General features: G+C 35.9%; 20 protein-coding genes and 1 tRNA gene. 11 read left to right on the top strand and 10 right to left on the bottom strand.

What is annotated here, in order from left to right:
• The first annotated feature begins 1 nt into the window (after position 1).
• From C0Q33_RS00505 to C0Q33_RS00470, 7 genes are all read left to right on the top strand, one after another.
• On the top strand, positions 2–184 hold the full coding sequence (locus C0Q33_RS00505) for a 30S ribosomal protein S30e (RefSeq protein WP_101476643.1): 183 nt from the start codon (positions 2–4) through the stop codon (positions 182–184).
• Between the two features lie 739 nt (positions 185–923).
• Positions 924–1,922 (top strand): DNA repair and recombination protein RadA, encoded by a 999-nt coding sequence (gene radA / locus C0Q33_RS00495; protein ID WP_101476641.1) that lies wholly within the window; start codon positions 924–926, stop codon positions 1,920–1,922.
• A gap of 109 nt (positions 1,923–2,031) precedes the next feature.
• A complete protein-coding gene (locus tag C0Q33_RS00490) occupies positions 2,032–2,334 on the top strand; it encodes a 50S ribosomal protein L21 (protein WP_101476640.1) in 303 nt (100 codons plus the stop codon).
• 3 nt (positions 2,335–2,337) lie between these two features.
• Positions 2,338–2,664 (top strand): RNA polymerase Rpb4, encoded by a 327-nt coding sequence (locus tag C0Q33_RS00485; protein ID WP_101476639.1) that lies wholly within the window; start codon positions 2,338–2,340, stop codon positions 2,662–2,664.
• 19 nt (positions 2,665–2,683) lie between these two features.
• Positions 2,684–3,244: a DUF655 domain-containing protein gene (locus C0Q33_RS00480; protein ID WP_101476638.1), complete on the top strand. Its 561-nt coding sequence runs from the start codon at positions 2,684–2,686 to the stop codon at positions 3,242–3,244.
• Complete coding sequence (gene rsmA / locus C0Q33_RS00475) at positions 3,241–3,948, top strand: 16S rRNA (adenine(1518)-N(6)/adenine(1519)-N(6))-dimethyltransferase RsmA (protein ID WP_101476637.1); 708 nt, start codon at positions 3,241–3,243, stop codon at positions 3,946–3,948. The genes C0Q33_RS00480 and rsmA overlap by 4 nt, the downstream gene beginning before the upstream one ends.
• The gene (locus C0Q33_RS00470) at positions 3,926–4,462 is read left to right on the top strand and encodes a HemK2/MTQ2 family protein methyltransferase (RefSeq protein ID WP_101476636.1); all 537 of its coding nucleotides are present in this window, start codon (positions 3,926–3,928) and stop codon (positions 4,460–4,462) included. The genes rsmA and C0Q33_RS00470 overlap by 23 nt, the downstream gene beginning before the upstream one ends.
• 8 nt (positions 4,463–4,470) lie before the next feature.
• On the opposite strand, the gene C0Q33_RS00465 is transcribed toward C0Q33_RS00470, so the two are convergent.
• On the bottom strand, positions 4,471–5,499 hold the full coding sequence (locus tag C0Q33_RS00465) for an isocitrate/isopropylmalate dehydrogenase family protein (protein ID WP_101476722.1): 1,029 nt from the start codon (positions 5,497–5,499) through the stop codon (positions 4,471–4,473).
• Between the two features lie 109 nt (positions 5,500–5,608).
• Between C0Q33_RS00465 and C0Q33_RS00460 the strand changes: the two genes are divergently transcribed.
• The 4 genes from C0Q33_RS00460 to C0Q33_RS09120 all read left to right on the top strand — a co-directional run bounded on the left by C0Q33_RS00460 (position 5,609) and on the right by C0Q33_RS09120 (position 6,958).
• Positions 5,609–6,355, top strand: coding sequence for a metallophosphoesterase family protein (locus C0Q33_RS00460; protein WP_101476635.1), 747 nt, complete (start codon positions 5,609–5,611; stop codon positions 6,353–6,355).
• Between the two features lie 63 nt (positions 6,356–6,418).
• A tRNA-Ser gene (locus C0Q33_RS00455) sits at positions 6,419–6,502 on the top strand.
• Between the two features lie 52 nt (positions 6,503–6,554).
• On the top strand, positions 6,555–6,716 hold the full coding sequence (locus C0Q33_RS09125; RefSeq protein ID WP_165776397.1) for a hypothetical protein: 162 nt from the start codon (positions 6,555–6,557) through the stop codon (positions 6,714–6,716).
• 71 nt (positions 6,717–6,787) lie between these two features.
• On the top strand, positions 6,788–6,958 hold the full coding sequence (locus C0Q33_RS09120; RefSeq protein ID WP_165776396.1) for a hypothetical protein: 171 nt from the start codon (positions 6,788–6,790) through the stop codon (positions 6,956–6,958).
• Here the strand turns inward: C0Q33_RS09120 and C0Q33_RS00445 are convergent.
• The 9 genes from C0Q33_RS00445 to C0Q33_RS00405 all read right to left on the bottom strand — a co-directional run.
• Positions 6,948–7,769, bottom strand: a complete 822-nt coding sequence (locus tag C0Q33_RS00445) for a SirB1 family protein (RefSeq protein WP_101476633.1) — start codon at positions 7,767–7,769, stop codon at positions 6,948–6,950. The two genes, C0Q33_RS09120 and C0Q33_RS00445, sit on opposite strands and share 11 nt — an antisense overlap.
• Positions 7,766–8,953 (bottom strand): hypothetical protein, encoded by a 1,188-nt coding sequence (locus tag C0Q33_RS00440; protein ID WP_101476632.1) that lies wholly within the window; start codon positions 8,951–8,953, stop codon positions 7,766–7,768. Before C0Q33_RS00440 ends, C0Q33_RS00445 begins: the two co-directional genes overlap by 4 nt.
• 88 nt (positions 8,954–9,041) lie before the next feature.
• A complete protein-coding gene (locus C0Q33_RS00435; protein ID WP_133120958.1) occupies positions 9,042–10,442 on the bottom strand; it encodes an ArnT family glycosyltransferase in 1,401 nt (466 codons plus the stop codon).
• A 160-nt stretch (positions 10,443–10,602) separates the two neighbouring features.
• The gene (locus tag C0Q33_RS00430) at positions 10,603–11,019 is read right to left on the bottom strand and encodes a hypothetical protein (RefSeq protein ID WP_101476630.1); all 417 of its coding nucleotides are present in this window, start codon (positions 11,017–11,019) and stop codon (positions 10,603–10,605) included.
• A gap of 94 nt (positions 11,020–11,113) precedes the next feature.
• Positions 11,114–11,929 carry a sensor histidine kinase gene (locus C0Q33_RS00425; protein WP_101476629.1) on the bottom strand — a complete coding sequence of 272 codons (816 nt, stop codon included), beginning with the start codon at positions 11,927–11,929 and terminating at the stop codon, positions 11,114–11,116.
• Between the two features lie 57 nt (positions 11,930–11,986).
• Positions 11,987–12,874: a helix-turn-helix domain-containing protein gene (locus C0Q33_RS00420; protein WP_101476628.1), complete on the bottom strand. Its 888-nt coding sequence runs from the start codon at positions 12,872–12,874 to the stop codon at positions 11,987–11,989.
• 389 nt (positions 12,875–13,263) lie between these two features.
• The gene (nuoB, locus tag C0Q33_RS00415) at positions 13,264–14,067 is read right to left on the bottom strand and encodes an NADH-quinone oxidoreductase subunit B family protein (RefSeq protein ID WP_101476627.1); all 804 of its coding nucleotides are present in this window, start codon (positions 14,065–14,067) and stop codon (positions 13,264–13,266) included.
• A complete protein-coding gene (locus tag C0Q33_RS00410; RefSeq protein ID WP_101476626.1) occupies positions 14,064–15,689 on the bottom strand; it encodes a hydrogenase large subunit in 1,626 nt (541 codons plus the stop codon). Before C0Q33_RS00410 ends, nuoB begins: the two co-directional genes overlap by 4 nt.
• Positions 15,686–16,930 (bottom strand): hydrogenase 4 subunit F (locus C0Q33_RS00405; RefSeq protein ID WP_218192573.1); only part of this gene is annotated, 1,245 nt, incomplete at its 5' end. The genes C0Q33_RS00410 and C0Q33_RS00405, both read right to left, overlap by 4 nt.

The raw sequence follows: 16,930 nt of genomic DNA, 5'->3' as shown, positions 1-16,930 counted from the left end.
CGTGCCAACTCACGGATCGCTTACTAAAGCAGGAAAAGTAAGAGGACAAACTCCAAAGGTTCCATCACGAGAAAGACATGGGACTATATCCATTACACGAAACAAAAACAATTTTAGAAAAAGATTTATCCTAAAAAGAGTCCCAGGCCAAAACAAGCCAACTCAGAGAAAAAGAAGAAAGTAGAGCAGAAATTTTAAAAAATCATACTAGACTAGTGTAATTTGATAATTAGTCAATAGTTACCTACTCTGTTATTTTAATTCAAAAATTGGCACAATTTGACCTTGACACTAAATCCTATAATTTTGCCTAGAAAGATTGTAATTTTTGAAATATTGGGGTTTGTCGTTTTGAGTTTTGTTATATTTTCAGGCTTTGCTTCGTTCAAATCGGCTCTTATTTTGGGAAATACTCTGTTAGTTCTTCCTACGGGTGGAATATTTATTGGTCTTACAGTTTTTGCCTACGAGATAATTGATTTTCTGTTTAAAGGACATTTGATCCAGTCATTTTTGAATAAAATAAAAAAATAACAGACTCTATTCGGCTCATGCTCTAAGGTATTACCCTTAGAACACGAACCGTTTTCGTGTGCAGTATAGAGTCTGCATAAACAATTATGAGGTATAGATTCAAAAGATTATGTTTGTTTATTTTGAAATTATCTGATCCGATCTGTTACATGGAAAAATCAATGATATTCCACGTATGGAAATAGATGTAACACTACTACTAATCATTATTTAGTACATGTTAGTGATAATACGGTTCTCCCAGAATTAGTAAAACCTAATTTTAATAAATAATCAACTCATCATCAACCGAATGGAACAACAAGAGAAATCAACAAAAACAACCGATTAGGTAACAGTTCCTTATATCACTAAACTTATTAGGTACTCGTACCGTACCATACGGTAAGATGGACGATTTAAGATTAGAAAATCTAGATGGGGTAGGCCCAGTAACTTCCAAGAAGCTAAGTGATGCAGGAGTTCATAACATTATGGATCTTGTAATAAGAGGACCAGTGGACATATCAGAAATTACTGGTATGGATCTTGACGCTGCTATAAATCTGGTAAATAAAGCAAGACAACAGCTAATTGACAACGGTCAAATTGCTAAAGAATTTGTCACTGCAACTGAGATTTACAAGCGAAGACAGGACATTGGAAAGATCACAACCGGAACTAATGCACTTGATACTCTATTTGATGGAGGAATTGAGACACAAGCCGTAACAGAAGTTTATGGTGAATTTGGTGCTGGCAAGACACAACTCTGTCACACAATATGTGTAACTGTTCAAAAACCAAAAGAAGAAGGTGGATTGGATGGTGGAGTATTGTATATTGACACAGAACACACATTCAGACCAGAAAGAATTGTTTCAATTGCTAAAGCAAAAGGACTTGATCCAGAAAAAGTTCTTGAGAGAATTATAGTAGCACGAGCATACAATAGTGCTCATCAGGAATTAATCTTGCAAGAGGCAGGTCCTATAATTGAAGAGCATAAAATAAAATTACTTGTTGTAGACTCTGCTGTGGGACTTTTCAGAGCAGAATTTCTTGGCAGAGGCACGCTCTCTGTAAGACAACAGCGATTAAACAAATTCATGCACTTGCTTTCAAGAACTGCAGAGACATACAATATAGCCGCAATTGCAACAAACCAAGTCCAGTCATCACCTGATCAGTTCTTTGGCGACCCAACAAGACCTGTTGGAGGAAATGTTGTTGCACATGCTTCAACATATCGTGTATACCTCAAGAAATCAGGTAAGAAGAGAATTGCAAGAATGGTTGATAGTCCGCATCATCCAGAACAAGAGGCTCTCTACACCCTAACAGAAGGTGGTGTTTCAGACCCAGAGGATGAAACAAAGAAGAAAAAGAAAGAAGAAGCTGAAGAATAACTGGTCTCATCCTGTCCCGTGGATGGAAGTGCAGTACTTCCATACCTCACTACTTTTCTTTTATGTCCAGTAAGTGTTAAATTATGGTCATCTCAAGTCTTAGCGATTAATGACTACTAAGAAACCAAAGGGTCGCTCACACGGCTTTATGCATAAATCTCGATCCGTTATGACTAAAGATAAAGTCAGAGGAGTCTCTTTCCTACTTCGAGAGTATGCTGTAGGAGACAAAGTTTTGGTAATCATAGATCCTTCACAACACAAAGCATTGCCACATAGAAGATATCATGGAAAAGTGGGAACAGTGACAGAAGCTGGTCGTAGAACGGTAAAACTAATAGTTAAACTTGGTAACAGGCCAAAAACCTTAATCACTAGATTAGATCATATCAAACCATTCGGTGTTGTTTAAAGAATGGAAGAAGTAAAGAAAAAACAAGGCATTTCTATTCCAGAAGTAAAAGAAATTATGGAAAAAGTTGATACTGAATCAATGGATCAGATACAACGATGGACATATGATTATGTTACCAAATTTTCAAAGATTGATGCAAAGGCTGCAAAGAAACTCAAGCAGCAACTTGTAAAAGACTGTGGTATACAAGAAGAAGAAGCAGTAGAAATTGTAAATAATCTCCCAAGTACTGAAGCTGAATTGCGAGCATTTACTTTTGGCTGGAAGAAATTAATTCTTGCTGAAACGCTCGACAAAATGCTAAAGATAATCAAGGAGAATTCGTAAGTTCAGGAGTACGGTTTTCTTGGAACACACTCAAACTAGAAAGTATGAGGAATACGCATACGTATTAGACTTTGTCACAAGGGGAAAATCAACTACTGTTAGAGGTAGGGATGGAATAATAGTTACAGCTCTTGGAGAAGAGCGACTTACAATACTTGAATTGTTAGCAATGCCAAACTCTACCTTTGAGATAGGAGAACGAGTATACATTGGTAAGGAAGGGAGAACAAAAATCCTCTCAGTTCTTGGCAGACTGGAACACAATCAAATATCATCTTCTGCTCAGAGTGAACTCATCTCCGTGGTGGAAAAGATCGTATTACAAAACGAAAAAAGATTTATAGATTATCTAAACAATGCACAACCACTCACTCCAAGAATACATGCACTTGAACTAATTCCTGGTATTGGAAAAACCTACATGAAGACAATGTTGGAGGAAAGAGAAAAGAAAAAGTTTACTGATTTTAAAGACTTGCAAGAAAGAGTTGGACTAAAAGACCCTGCAAAACAGATTGCAAAGAGAATCATCGAAGAGATAACCGGAGAAACAAGGATGAGTCTCTTTGTTAGAAAATGATCAAACGTAAGTCATTAGGACAGCATTTTTTAACATCACACTCAATCGCAAAATCCATAGTTAACTTCGCCAAGATTACAAAAGACGATATTGTTCTTGAGGTAGGTACTGGTAAAGGTATTCTTACACCACTTATCTGCGAAAATGCAAAACATGTAATCTCAATTGAAAAAGACCCAGTGCTGTATTCACAAGCAAAGGAGACATTTTCACAAATCCAGAATCTAGTCTTAGAAAAAGGTGATGCTTTCAAGAAAAATACTGAATTTACAGTCTTTGTATCCAACCTTCCATATTCTGAGAGCCGTGCTGCTATAGAATGGCTTACTCAAAAAAAGTTCAAGCGCGCAATTATTATGGTTCAAAAGGAATTTGCCCAAAAATTGCTTACCAAAACGGGTAGAAAAGAAAGAAGATCCATATCTATTCTTGCAAGCTATTGCTTTGATATTGAAAATCTAATGAAAGTGAAAAATACCAACTTTAGACCATCCCCCAAAGTTGATTCTGTAGTCATATCTCTTGTTCAAAAGCAGGTGCTTTCCAAACAGATTGTACAAAATGTCAACAAACTGTTTTCATTTAAGAGAAAGACCATACGAAGCATTGGAAAAAAAATGGGACTAGAGATTGATTCAGATAAAAGATTAGAAGAGATGCATGAAGGTGAGATAATAGAAATTGCAAAAAGAATCACAAAATAGTTACTATGTTCCAGCAGAGGACTCAATTTTTCTAGCTGATTATCTAGAAAATCAAAAAGGCAGATTTGCACTCGATATTGGAACTGGCTCTGGCATTCTTGCAAAAGTTTTATCCAAAAATTTTGAATTTGTTGTTGCAACTGATATAAACATTTTTGCGTTAAAGAAAGCACATGAGATTACTACCAATTGTATCTGTTGTAATGCAGCTGATGCACTACAAACTAGTTTTGATCTGATCGTATGTAACTTACCATATCTACCGTCTGATGAATTAGTTGATTCTGCAGTAGATGGCCTGCATGATGGTACTGAGGTTCCAACCATGATTATAAAATCTGCTAGTCAGAGAATTGGGGAAAGTGGAAAAATAATATTTCTTACTTCATCACTTGCAAATTATTCTATCTTGATAAAATTATGTGAATCACTTGGATTTGATGTAAAGATAGTTGCAAGAAAGAAATTATTCTACGAGGAGTTACTACTTGTAGAATGTGTAAGAAACACATGAAAGTTATGCTACTTTCTTAGTTTTTGTTTTGCAATCTCCGCGATTGCTTCAGTCATCTTTGTTCCGGGAGAATTTCCGCCAATATCATATGTGACATACTTTCCTTCATTGATGACCTGTTCAGTTGCAGCAAAAATGGCATTTCTTATGTCGGGTTCTCCGAGATATTCGACCATCCATGCACCAGAAAGAATGGCAGCGGTAGGATTGACCTTATCCAATCCCTTGTATTTTGGTGCACTTCCATGAGCTGGTTCAAACATGGCATAAGTGTCTCCGATATTGGCTGAATATACATTTCCGATTGAACCGATATTTCCTGACGCACATTCTGATATTATGTCCATGAACAGATTAGTACTCACCAAGATTGAATCATTGAATCTCTCGGGGTTTTTTACTAACTGTTGAGTCATATTGTCAATATAATATTCCTCCACTTCGATACCTGGATTCTCTGCCTTTGCTTTTTCAACCTCACTCCAGAAAATACCATCTGTTTCTTTGAGAATATTCCTCTTTGTTATTGGAAAGATCTTCTTGATGTTATGTTGTTTTGCCCACTCAAATGTAGCCTTGATGATTCTTTGGCAACCTTTCCTTGTTGTCTTCCTTATGGCAATAGCTACATCCTCAGAAATTTTAAACTCAATACCTGCATAGAGGCCTTCTGTTGCCTCTCTGAAACACACGAAATCCAATTTTCTATTAGGAGATAATCTATCGTAAGTCTTGATCGGTCTGACATTACTATACAGTTGAAATTTTTGTCGTATTGTAACAGCTACGCTCCTTGGTGCGTCTGGACGAGGAATTGTTGTGGTAGGACCCTTGTAACACGCATTACATTCCTCAAGCAACTTCATAGTAGAATCTGGAATGTATGTTGCACCACCGTGTTTCTCCCACTGCTCAGAACCTGCGTCACACAAAATAAGTTCTGTTTGAGTATTGCAAGCTCGGAGGACACGTAACATGGCATCTACAAGTTCTGGACCCGTGCCATCTCCCTTGATAACTGCAGCTTTCTTTCCCAAATCAGCCAACGTGATAAGATAAGCATATTTAACTCTAACTAGAAAATTATTTGAAAATTTTATTGTATAATGCTAAAGCTTAAACTCCTCATTTATCGGATGTTTTGTTGTGCAAATAGTACAGATTTCAGATATTCACGTAGGATCTCAATTCCGAGAAGAAATCTTTGATCTAGCTGTGGAAGAGATAAACGAGCTAAAACCATCTGTTATTGTAGCTACGGGTGATCTTACAAATGAGGGGCTACTCAAAGAATATGAGAAATGCAAAGCAAAGTTTTCCCAGTTTGAGGCTGAAAAAATAATCACAATTAGTGGAAATCATGACTATAGAAATACAGGATATCTTCTTTTCAAAAAGTACTTTCCATTTGATTCAGTAAATGAGCTTGATGACGATACTGTACTTGTAACAATTGGTACTGCAAGACCTGATAGAGACGAGGGCGAGGTAGGTTATAGACAGAATCTATGGCTAGAGCGAACCATGAAAAAATATGAAAACAAGACCAAGATACTTGCAATGCATCATCACCTAATTGGCGTTCCTGATACAGGAACTGACAGAGTTACTGTAATAGACTCTGGCGATGTTTTAAGGACTGCATTGGATGGCAAGATAGACCTAGTCATATGTGGCCACAAACATAGACCATGGTTTTGGCATTTTGGAAATTTATCAATAGCAAATGCTGGAACTGTATCCTCTGAAAGAATGAGAGGACTTTTTGAGAATACGTACAATATCATAACAATTGAGAAAGGCAAGATTAAAGTAGATTTAAAGATTGTAGGCGGAGAAAAAATTCATCTCAAAGATCTTGTACAAAACTACAAACGTTTTGGCGAAGAGTAAGTAAATTCATTTTAACTTCAGTTCCAAAGTTATAATAACAGTTTAAATTTCAGCAACATCTATGCGGGGGTCGCCTAGCCTGGTAGGGCGTGGGATTGCTAATCCCATGTCCGCAAGGACACGTGGGTTCGAATCCCACTCCCCGCGCTTTTTGCGATCTACGCTTAAACTTAATAATAGAATCTTCAGACTTGAAACAATGGTAAGAAGAAAAACAGTAAAGCCAAGAGCAAGCGGTCCAAAAAACGTTACAACTGGTCTATGTCCTAAATGCGGAACTATAGGAAAGATTTTGATTATAGGTGTGATTGGAAGCGAGAAAGGAAAATGCCAATCATGCAACTCTGAATTTACGCTGTAGAAAATACTGACAAAACCCTCAATAAAATAAACCATAAATTTTTAAGATCACATCTAGTGCAGATTGAATATATGGCAGGCGAAGATGAATCCATTTATGAAAGAGTAGCTAGGCTGGAAGACGAAGTTGCTAGCTTGAGAAATGAAGTGGATATCTTGAAAGGAACTATGCGAAACAAGATAGTACGTTATGAACATAAATTGATCAAAAAAGGAAAAGACGTACAATCAATTATTGAATAGATTTCTCTTTGATACTTTTTATCATTTCTAAAATATCATCAACATCATCTGCTTCAGGAGCCAATTCGAGATATCTGTTAAGTGATATTAATGCAAGATCTTTTTGTAGCAGTCTTAGCTGAACAATTCCCTTATCTCTAATATCTTCCGGTGACTCAGATTCAAGACCTAGTACCATGTTGATACAATGCATTGCTTTTTCATAGTTAAATGATTCAATGTAAGAACCCTTTAGATTTCTTAAAATTCTGATCAGAATCTTTTCTGATTCTACATCGTTTAGATATTCTGGTTCAAATTCTACTCCTTCTCCATAAGTTGCATCCAATATGTCTTGCAGATCCTCGATATCTAATAGACTGCCTCTGTTAAAGGGATCAAGAATTAACTCTTCAGAATATTTTACAAGAAAATGACCTGGAAATCCAACAGGTTTAAGCTCAAGGCCTATTGTTTTTGCAATCTCAATGTAAATTATAGATAATGTGATTGGTATTCCACTACGTTTGTCTATTACGACATTTAGGAAATTATTTCTTGGGTTGTAATAATCATCATTATCTCCCTGAAATCCTAAAATGTCAAACATGTATTCGTTTAACATAGAAACTAAATAGATTGGATTTTTCACATCTGAAACATGATCGCGTAATCCCTGCTCTAATGATCTTAATTTCTGGATATACTCTGATATGTCTAGATTGGGAAATTCTAGTATCTGAGATAACTTTAGACATTTTTCAACCAGTGTGTATTGTGGACTTTTTGCATAAGATATCCACTCCGCTGCAAATGGATCGAAATTACTCATCTTCTATTTAGATAACTTTCTGGGTTTTTGAGTTCTCGAGTTGTGGGAGGGTTATCAATTAGAGTTTTGTACGTGTCTTTGCCTAATTTTGAAAAGATATGTTCTGTGAAGTCTGTTCCCATACTCTTTCTAATCTGATAAGATGATATGTCACTATTTGCAAATGTGACTAGATAGTTCTTAAAGTCTTGATCCTCTTTTAGGATGTTTTTTACTGCAAATTCTGCCATTCCTTCCATTGTTGTAAATGCTGCATGGTGTGTCTGTATTGGCTTTAACCATCTTTGGTAAATATCAAGAAGTTGTGGAATCATTTCTAAAATTTTGGGGTCAACTGTTACCTTGTTAAACGTCATCACATCTGGGCCTAAGACTTGAACTATGAAATTATCTGGATTTAATGTGAAAAATAGATTTGCTCTCTTTGCAATTGGATATTCATCTGGAACTTCGGGTAATTGCAAGTAATTGTAAAGATTTTTTATTGTAGGATCATCAAGGGCAAGAATAATTTTGGCAAGCTCTTCATTTATTGCGTTTACTTCAGAGACTGCCATCTTGTTTATGTTGTAAAGATTGTTTTGTATCGAATGAACCTGTTCTTCTAAAATGGTCATCTTCAACGCTCCAATGTAACCAGAATTTACCTGATCAAATCTTGATTCATAGGGCTTACCTTGTTTGTATAATATGATTTTAGGATAGCTGGATAAAATGAACTTGTTTAGATAAATTACTGACTCATAAAAATCTCCATATGTTGTAGATATCTGTGAGATGTATCCCTTGGCATATGTGGAATAAACTAGATATCTAAAAGTCTGCTTTTCTGCAAGCGATGCTATTTTTTGAACATCTTCATGTGCAATTGCTATAAAAAGTTCATCTACAAACTCTGCAGATTCCTTTGTGGGGTATACTTTACGACCTTTAAGACGCTTAAACTCTACAAGCTCTGGAAATTCTACTTTGTTCTGTGTTACTGGAATTCCGGTAAATTCTGTTATCTTCTTTGACGTATCTGCAAATAGTTTATTGCTAATTGTTTCAATATCTTCAAATTTTGTATTTGAAGCAAATTCCTGATCTGCCTTTGCCTTTGAATCTGTTATCTCTTTTTCCTCGTTTAGCTCCACTGAGAGCTGGTCCAAAAGGGCATATGCAAACTCTTCAAATTCTGTCACTATGAGGTTGGGTCAAACATGCCAATTTAACATTAACTTTGGATCTACATGTCTACTTTGGGTTGTATACCACCTTGGTTTTGGCAAGTCATTGACATCCTTTTGTGGTAAAGTGATTTACCATTACATCCCATGGCATATCTGATGGAAGTGAATAGGGATGAATGAGTGGTGGAACTGTTTCAAATGTCTTTACTGGACAAGATTTTTCATAGATGCTCTGAGTTTGTATCAAGGACGAATCACGTTTGTCAGGGGGAATACTATCTGCAAAATATACTTCATCAGGAATTTTTTTCATAAAATTGAAACTAAAAACATCTGTAACTTGAATATCGGGTCTGAATTGTTTTATGACCCAGCCATAACCTGGATTTGTAACCAATGTAGAATTCTTTGGCAGTGTACTTGCTAGGTATTGTATTGCTTCTCTCTGGGCCTGTCCTGCATCAAAGGATGTTATCCATACTGTAATTCCAATTGATGATAACACCATGACTATCAAAAGTAGATCAAATGTTCTATCGCTTTTGGTTGATTTTATACGAGAAATTCTATTTGCAAAATCATAAAGCGGTTTTCCTGAAAAAATACTCAGTATTGGTAAAATTGGTATTGTATGAACAAATCCGACATAGCCACCTCTGAACAAAAATCCTAGATATGGTACTGACAAGATTGACGCAAAAAACTGTTTTTCCTTTGCTAATCGTACTATTCCTGTAATTCCAAAGACCAATCCAATTGGTAACACTGTGACAAGAATTTGTAATGCTATACCATATGGCAATGAGGATGCTCTGCTTGCCTGCCATGATTGAGTGGATATTATGTGAAATAAGCCGTGTTGGCTTGACATTGTAAAAACCCATGAGAGAATAGTTACAATGAGAGGAACCGACCATGTTATTCCATAGGATGCTTTCTTGCTTCTTAAAACATAGATGATTATTCCAGGAAGAAAGAAAATTGCTGAAAATTTAGCTAGTAATGCGCACCCAAAGAGTAATCCTGAGGTGATTAACCTAGATTTTGATAAGACGTTATCATTTCTTGGGCTGATTAAAAATAATGATAATAGTACAAAAAGTATCATCAACGGATCAAGCAAAAGATTTCGAAATGGCCAAAATGCTGGAATTAAACCAAAAGTAGCAAGTGAGATTAGAGCAAATTTTTTGTTATTGTATAATCGATCTGATATTTTGTAGACAAGAATTGCAATTGGTATGATATATGATACAGCAACTAGTCTAGGAATTAAAAATAGCAAAAGTAATTGTAAATTCATATCATGAGTTTGCAAATGAATTATTGAATTTGGAAATCCTACTGCTGAAAAAAATAATGATGGTATAATCCATCCTAAAGGTGGATGGTCTATGTAGTTTGGATCTTGATACATTTGAAGTGTATTGGCAAAATTTATAGCTCTGTCAACATATGCTCCTTCATCCCAAAAATACTCGGGAAATGAAGCAAGACCCAAACAAGAATTAAAAATTATTACTGAAAAAACTATTAAAAATAATTTTTGATATTTTGTAACATGCAACAGTTGTCTATTCTATTGCATTCCTAAATGTGTTCATAATGTGTAGAAAATCTGAATTCATGAGGATTATTTTTGAAATGTTGTTAATGTTGGGTTATTTTGAACCAGTTGCATTGACTATTGGACTAGTTGCATTGACTATTGGACTAGTTGCATTGACTATTGGATTGGGCATTTCGCTTACTGTACGACTTGAAGGAATTGCAGAATTTTCCTGGCTTGATTTTGCTAGTGAATTGACAAACAATTGATGCATTATGACCATTCCATTATAGCCACCCGTAGCTTTTGGAGCACCTTGACGTTGTGATGCCAAAACTGCATATGACCAGCTAGAACTTCCTCCTGGATGGCATATTCTATCACCACAGATCTTGCTTGGATGAAAGCTTGCCGTTGTGGTACGAGTGTACTGTCCTGATGAATTTGTTAAAGCACTAACCTCTTGGGTTGCCGTCATGGATAACGCAAGGGAAAATAGTATCATAAAGACTAGGAACTTTTTTGACATTTCACAGTCTCTATTTTGTATGAAAATAAAAGTATTCGCGTTATATGACGAATGAACTAATCCTAATTAGCCGTTTACTGAATTATTTGTAAACTCATTTCTGGGTGAATTTGCTAAAAACTTGATATGGATTCATTGGAAGATCAATGGTGAATCTGGTTCCTCTGTCGATTTCTGTATTGACACTTATTTTTCCCCTGTGACTTTTTATGATATTATTACAACTTGAGAGACCTAATCCTGTACCTGTCTGCTTGGTTGTAAAAAGAGGATCAAATATCTTTGGTAACACATCTTCTAATATTCCAGGACCGTTATCTTCTATCTCTATTTGAACCTGATTTGCAACTTCAGCTATTGTTATGTCAATCTTACCTTGATAATTCATTGCTTGAACTGCATTTAGCAAAATATTTTTGAATGCTATCTTGATCTGTTCCTGATCACAGTCTATTGTAACATCCTTGTCATACGTCATGTGTAATTCAGTTTTATTTTTTGGCAGTCTTATTTCAGACCATGCATTTGTTATAATCTGAGAAACAAAACATGGTTTTATTTCCAAATTTTGTAATTCTACAAAATCTAAAACATCCTCTATTTGATGCGTGATCCTAAAAATTGCCCGTTCAATGGTATCACACTGCTGTACTTTTTGCTCCAAACTAAGATTTCTCTCTTTTATCATGGATGTAGAATTCTTAATTATAGAAAGGGGATTTCGTAGATCGTGATTTATTCGAGCAGAAAATTCGCCCAACACTGCAAGTCTCTCTGCTTTTAGAAGCTCTTGGATCTTATCTTTGATATCAAGTTGAATTGCTTCTTTTTTTATCTCTAGATCATTAATGTCATCTCTTACTATGTCATCAGAAATTTCTTGAGTGAAAATCTCTTTAATTTCACCCATTTTATTTTTCCACCAGTCCAGACAAAATTGTAAGCAGGTGAATCAAATCTGACATGTTCATATCTCCACAAATTCTTTAGAATTATTCCAGAGATATTCGCATAAACTGAACATATTTTGTACAAATTCAAGCGAGTTTGTATGGATGGCAACATCACTATTACCAGAATCTGCTGAACTCTTTGATGATTCAGACATGACAAGTTGTCTTTCCTTTTCAACGATCATTCGTCCTCTTGAGGGTAATTCTCCGACTCTTACCTCGCTTGCGTTCAACCTCTTTATCATCTCTGAAATGGCTTTAGTTGGTTTATCCTCTGTAATTACTCTGATAATGGCATGATTTTTCTTGGCATTTTGTATCTTCTCAGGAATTGAGGTATAGTACATTTTGGCAATATCATTAGTTGTTGTAACGATATAGACAAGATTACTATCACTTTCATCTAGGATTCTGCCAATTCTATTGTAGATGATTGTTCTACTTTGAAGTACTGAAAACGAACTAGTATCAGATGTTCCAAAGTCTGTTTTATTGGTCTTCAGATTTGTGATTACTTTTTCTGACAACTTTTTCATTGAATCAAGCTCATCACGTTTTTTCTCAACTATTGTATCTAATGCCTTGCTTGGTTCTGTCGCAGTAACTATTACTGGATTTGAAAATGATGTAGTAACAAGACCATAATTTCTTAATTTTGTCAATGATCTATACATCTTGCCTCTGTCTAGTCCTAACTTTATTGCTAGATTGCCAATCGTAACTGGTCCTATATGTAATAGTCCTAGATACATGATTGCCTCTGATTCTTCAAAACCCATATTCATCAAATCTGCAAGCAATTCTTTTCGCTCGTTTAAGAAATGAATTGAATGCACCTTCTCTTCATTTGTAACAAATGGCGAAGTTGTTCGTCTCATTTGTAATTCTGCTTTTCTACTCATGTACCATTGTCAATTATTTTAAACTAACATAAGCAGTACGGACTTTTACAGAATCATTTGTTTCCGTAGTGGTAACAACAAAAAATGATCGATACCAGAAATGATCTATCAATGATATTTCCACCGTTTGATAAAATAAAACGGTGTATACCGGGATGGGTTTGCTTAAATTAGTTTGATACTCGCCTGAGTTTTACCTTGATTTCTTACTCTGGGCATACAAAACTTACCTTAAACATCAGTTCTACGGTCTTAAAATTATCACATTATGGCCTTCACGTATGCATTGAGTATGATTGTTAGCAATAATTGCATTTAATCGATCATCAGAAAAATATTTCTCGTTATATCTGCCTAGTTTTTTCTTACAGGTTGAACAGTAAATCTCCTTACTTCCCATTTGTAATCATCCTATCAACAGCTAACAACAATCCTTGAATCAACACTTCTGGTCTTGGAGGACATCCTGGAATGTAGACATCAACAGGAATAGCCTTGTCAATTCCGCCTGTTGTTGCATATGTATCACCAAATATGCCTCCACTACAGGCACAGGCACCAACAGCAATTACAATTTTAGGACTAGGTGTTGCTTCATAGGTTCTCAGTAGAGCAATTTCCATATTTTTTGAAGCGGGTCCTGTCACCAGCAAGACATCTGCATGTCTTGGCGATGCAACAAAATGAATTCCAAATCTTTCAATGTCGTATATCGGATTGTTGAGAGCAGTAATTTCGATCTCACAACCATTGCATGATCCTGCATCAACTTCACGTATGGCAAGTGAACGCCCAAACATTTTTTTTATTTTTTCTCTGAGTACATTTCCAATTTCTTCAAATGATTTTTCAGACTGGATCTGAGAATTAGAATATTCTGATAATTGTTTTTTGATTTTAGTTGGAGATGCCGGTTTACTTTGAATCGTAATAAACTCTGGTGATGCCTGACTGCAATATCCGCACATTATGCATTTACCGTGATCTACTGCTATTGTTGTTCGCTTATTATCCTTGGTTGCAGATAACGCTCTTGTGGGACATGAATCTAAAATGGATTCTTCATTTCCGTTGAAAGGCTCTACATTAAATGAAATACTGCCCCTGTAATTTGATGAAATAGAACGATTGCCTATATCCCTGACTGTTTCAATATCATTTCCCAGTATTTCCTTATCAGATTTTTTCTTCATAGGTCATTCCCTGAATATGACAAGTCTAGGCTTTTGTTGACCAATGGAAAATCTGGAACAATATCATTTAGAACAGATTGCTCAATTATTGGCCAGTTGAAAAATGAGGCTGTTCTCACCTTGTATCTGAATATTGAATTATTTTCCCCTGTCATAACCCAGTGAACTGTTTGCCCTCTATGTGACTCTGTATACCCTAGAGCAGATCTAAATGGTTCTAGATTTTGTGGCCTATTGACGTATAGGCTATCATTTTCTAAATTGAGTGATGCTCTTATGATGTCAAATGATTCTAGTACCTCTTGCACTCTAACTTCAAATCTTGTCAAAACATCTCCATTTCTTTTTTGCATGGATATCTCACGTTGCATTACCTCATGCGGAGTCTCTTTTTTATGTAGTAAATATGAAGAGTATGGATGATCACGTCTTGTATCAACATCTATTCCAATACATCTTGCTGCAACTCCTACCAATCCAAGATCTTGTGCAGCTCGCTTTGGTATTATTCCAGTATCTTTTAGTCTGTCAATAAAGGATGATTTTGATTTGAGAAGAGTTACAATGTTTTCAAAATCAGACAAAATGAAATCCATGGATTCCGTAATTATTTTTTTACTTTCATCTGTGATGTTGCATCTTACTCCGCCAATTCTGTTAACTCCAAAAAGAATTCTACTTCCACTGAGTGATTCATTTAGCTTCATTAATCTCTCTTTGAGTATGTTGAGTCTTGAGGAACCAAATGGAAAACCAACATCCATGGAAATCCCTGCCAATGAGCCCATGTGATTGTACAGTCTTTCCAATTCTCCAAAAATTGTTCTTATCTGTTGGGCTCTCTTTGGGATTGTAACACTAGCAATCTTTTCTATTGATTGGCAGAAAGCAGTAGAATTTGCAATTGATTCATCACCTGCAATACGCTCAGATAAAAGCAAGACATCATCAATTTTCATGGACTCTGCAAGTTTTTCTATTCCTTTATGGGCGTAAAATAGGCGTGTCTCAAGATTGATTATGTTTTCCCCCATTACACTAAACCGAAAATGACCAGGCTCTATGATTCCAGCATGAACTGGTCCTACAGGTATCTCACAAATTCCCTCTCCCTGTACCTTGAGAAATGGATATTCCCTTTCTTGTCTTGGGATCTTTGTGTTTAGACCAAAGTCTTTTCTCAGAGGAAATATGTTTTTGTCCCAATGGTCATGTAAAACAAGTGGTCTAGTATCAGGATTATCAATTGGTATAATTCCAAACATATCATGTATCTCACGTTCATGAAGAGTTGCAGCAGGAATTGCCATGGCAATACTTGGATATGACAAAATAGATTCGTCTATCTTTGAAGTTACAAAAATAAACACATCTTCTCCATTTTCTTTTCCAAAAACATGACGAATCACAAAACCATTTCCTAATTTTCGTTCATCAGTGCATATCACGGTAGTAAGCCGTGTACCTAAATTGCCATAGATATAATTGCAAATTTCAGGTATGTCTTGTGCATTCTTCAAAAAAAGATGTAGTTCATTATAGTTTTCCAATGCAACGTCTATCTTATTTTCAAATTTTCCTAGAATTTCTTTTTTGTATTTTTCTATCCAGATTTTATTCATGTAGATCCTCCTTGATTAATTATGGCAGATGCATTGTGTACAAGTGTCTGTAATTGTTCTGGGATGTATACTCCAAGTATGAATACCAATGAACCAAGAATCACAACTGGAATTATGGCTAGTCTTCCCATGGAATCATTTTTTATTTCAGGGGATGGATTTCCAAAAACCATTCTGATTACATGTCTGAGAAATACTGCAAATGTAATAACAAGGAAAATGATGACAAGTGATGTGGCAAGGAATTGTCCTGACTTTAGACCGGCACCTAGTATCAAAAACTCACTCAAGAAAATATTGAATGGTGGCATTCCTACCAAGGCAAGCCCTCCAATCAAAAACAAGACGCCTGTAGCGGGCATCACCTTGATCACTCCAGTTATTTTTGAAATTGCCTTTGTCTCATATTTCTGGGTAATTGTTCCGCTTGCAAAAAACATCATTGGCTTGACTATTGCATGATTGATTATCTGAAGAAGAGTGCCATAGACACCAAGTAGGCCTCCAAATCCAATTCCTAGCGATATCAAGCCCATGTGTTCTACGCTGGAAAAGGCAAGCATTCGCTTCATGTCCTTTTGGAAGTAGATGGATGCCGCTGCTATTCCTACAGAGATTACAGCAAGTATTATCAAAAGTTGACTTGAAAATGCAGGACCTATAGTACTACTACTGATTATATGAAAACGTACTATGCAGTAAAAGGCACAATTCAGGAGAACTCCAGACAATAATGCACTAACTGGTGTCGGTGCTTCACTATGTGCATCTGGTAGCCACGTGTGCATGGGGGCAAGACCTGCCTTTGTACCAAAACCAATCAGTATGAAAACAAATGCAATTTTTACCAAATTAGGATCAAAAAGTTTTGAATTATGCATCATCTCAGTCCAGTTCATTGCATCTGATGAATTTATCACATTGATATTTGCATAATAAAAAAATGTTATCCCTATCAAGGCAAAAGATAACCCGACTGTTGCAATTATCAGGTACTTCCATGCCGACTCGATGGCATTTTGTTTGAAATACAACATTATCAAAAGAACAGAGACAAGTGTGGTAGCTTCAACTGTAACCCACATTATTCCCATATTGTTTGCAATTGGAACAATAAGCATAGTCAACAGAAAGACATTGAAGCCTTGATAGTATCTTGTGATATGTTTCATGTCTATCATCCCATTGTCATACTGTCTTCCCATGTAATTTACAGAGTACATCGCAGAAACTAAACCGAC

The sequence above is a fragment of the Candidatus Nitrosotalea bavarica genome, assembly GCF_900167955.1.
Classification (GTDB): domain Archaea; phylum Thermoproteota; class Nitrososphaeria; order Nitrososphaerales; family Nitrosopumilaceae; genus Nitrosotalea; species Nitrosotalea bavarica.
This window is presented reverse-complemented; position numbering and strand designations above follow the sequence as displayed.

What these genes read in the sequence shown, in the direction of transcription:
- C0Q33_RS00425 (WP_101476629.1), bottom strand. Translation starts at nt 11,929, where the DNA reads ATGGGTGAAATTAAAGAGATTTTCACTCAAGAAATTTCTGATGACATA.
- C0Q33_RS00490 (WP_101476640.1), top strand. Translation starts at nt 2,032, where the DNA reads ATGACTACTAAGAAACCAAAGGGTCGCTCACACGGCTTTATGCATAAA.
- rsmA (WP_101476637.1), top strand. Translation starts at nt 3,241, where the DNA reads ATGATCAAACGTAAGTCATTAGGACAGCATTTTTTAACATCACACTCA.
- nuoB (WP_101476627.1), bottom strand. Translation starts at nt 14,067, where the DNA reads ATGAAGAAAAAATCTGATAAGGAAATACTGGGAAATGATATTGAAACA.
- C0Q33_RS09125 (WP_165776397.1), top strand. Translation starts at nt 6,555, where the DNA reads ATGGTAAGAAGAAAAACAGTAAAGCCAAGAGCAAGCGGTCCAAAAAAC.
- C0Q33_RS09120 (WP_165776396.1), top strand. Translation starts at nt 6,788, where the DNA reads ATGGCAGGCGAAGATGAATCCATTTATGAAAGAGTAGCTAGGCTGGAA.
- C0Q33_RS00410 (WP_101476626.1), bottom strand. Translation starts at nt 15,689, where the DNA reads ATGAATAAAATCTGGATAGAAAAATACAAAAAAGAAATTCTAGGAAAA.
- C0Q33_RS00420 (WP_101476628.1), bottom strand. Translation starts at nt 12,874, where the DNA reads ATGAGTAGAAAAGCAGAATTACAAATGAGACGAACAACTTCGCCATTT.
- C0Q33_RS00485 (WP_101476639.1), top strand. Translation starts at nt 2,338, where the DNA reads ATGGAAGAAGTAAAGAAAAAACAAGGCATTTCTATTCCAGAAGTAAAA.
- C0Q33_RS00430 (WP_101476630.1), bottom strand. Translation starts at nt 11,019, where the DNA reads ATGTCAAAAAAGTTCCTAGTCTTTATGATACTATTTTCCCTTGCGTTA.
- radA (WP_101476641.1), top strand. Translation starts at nt 924, where the DNA reads ATGGACGATTTAAGATTAGAAAATCTAGATGGGGTAGGCCCAGTAACT.
- C0Q33_RS00445 (WP_101476633.1), bottom strand. Translation starts at nt 7,769, where the DNA reads ATGAGTAATTTCGATCCATTTGCAGCGGAGTGGATATCTTATGCAAAA.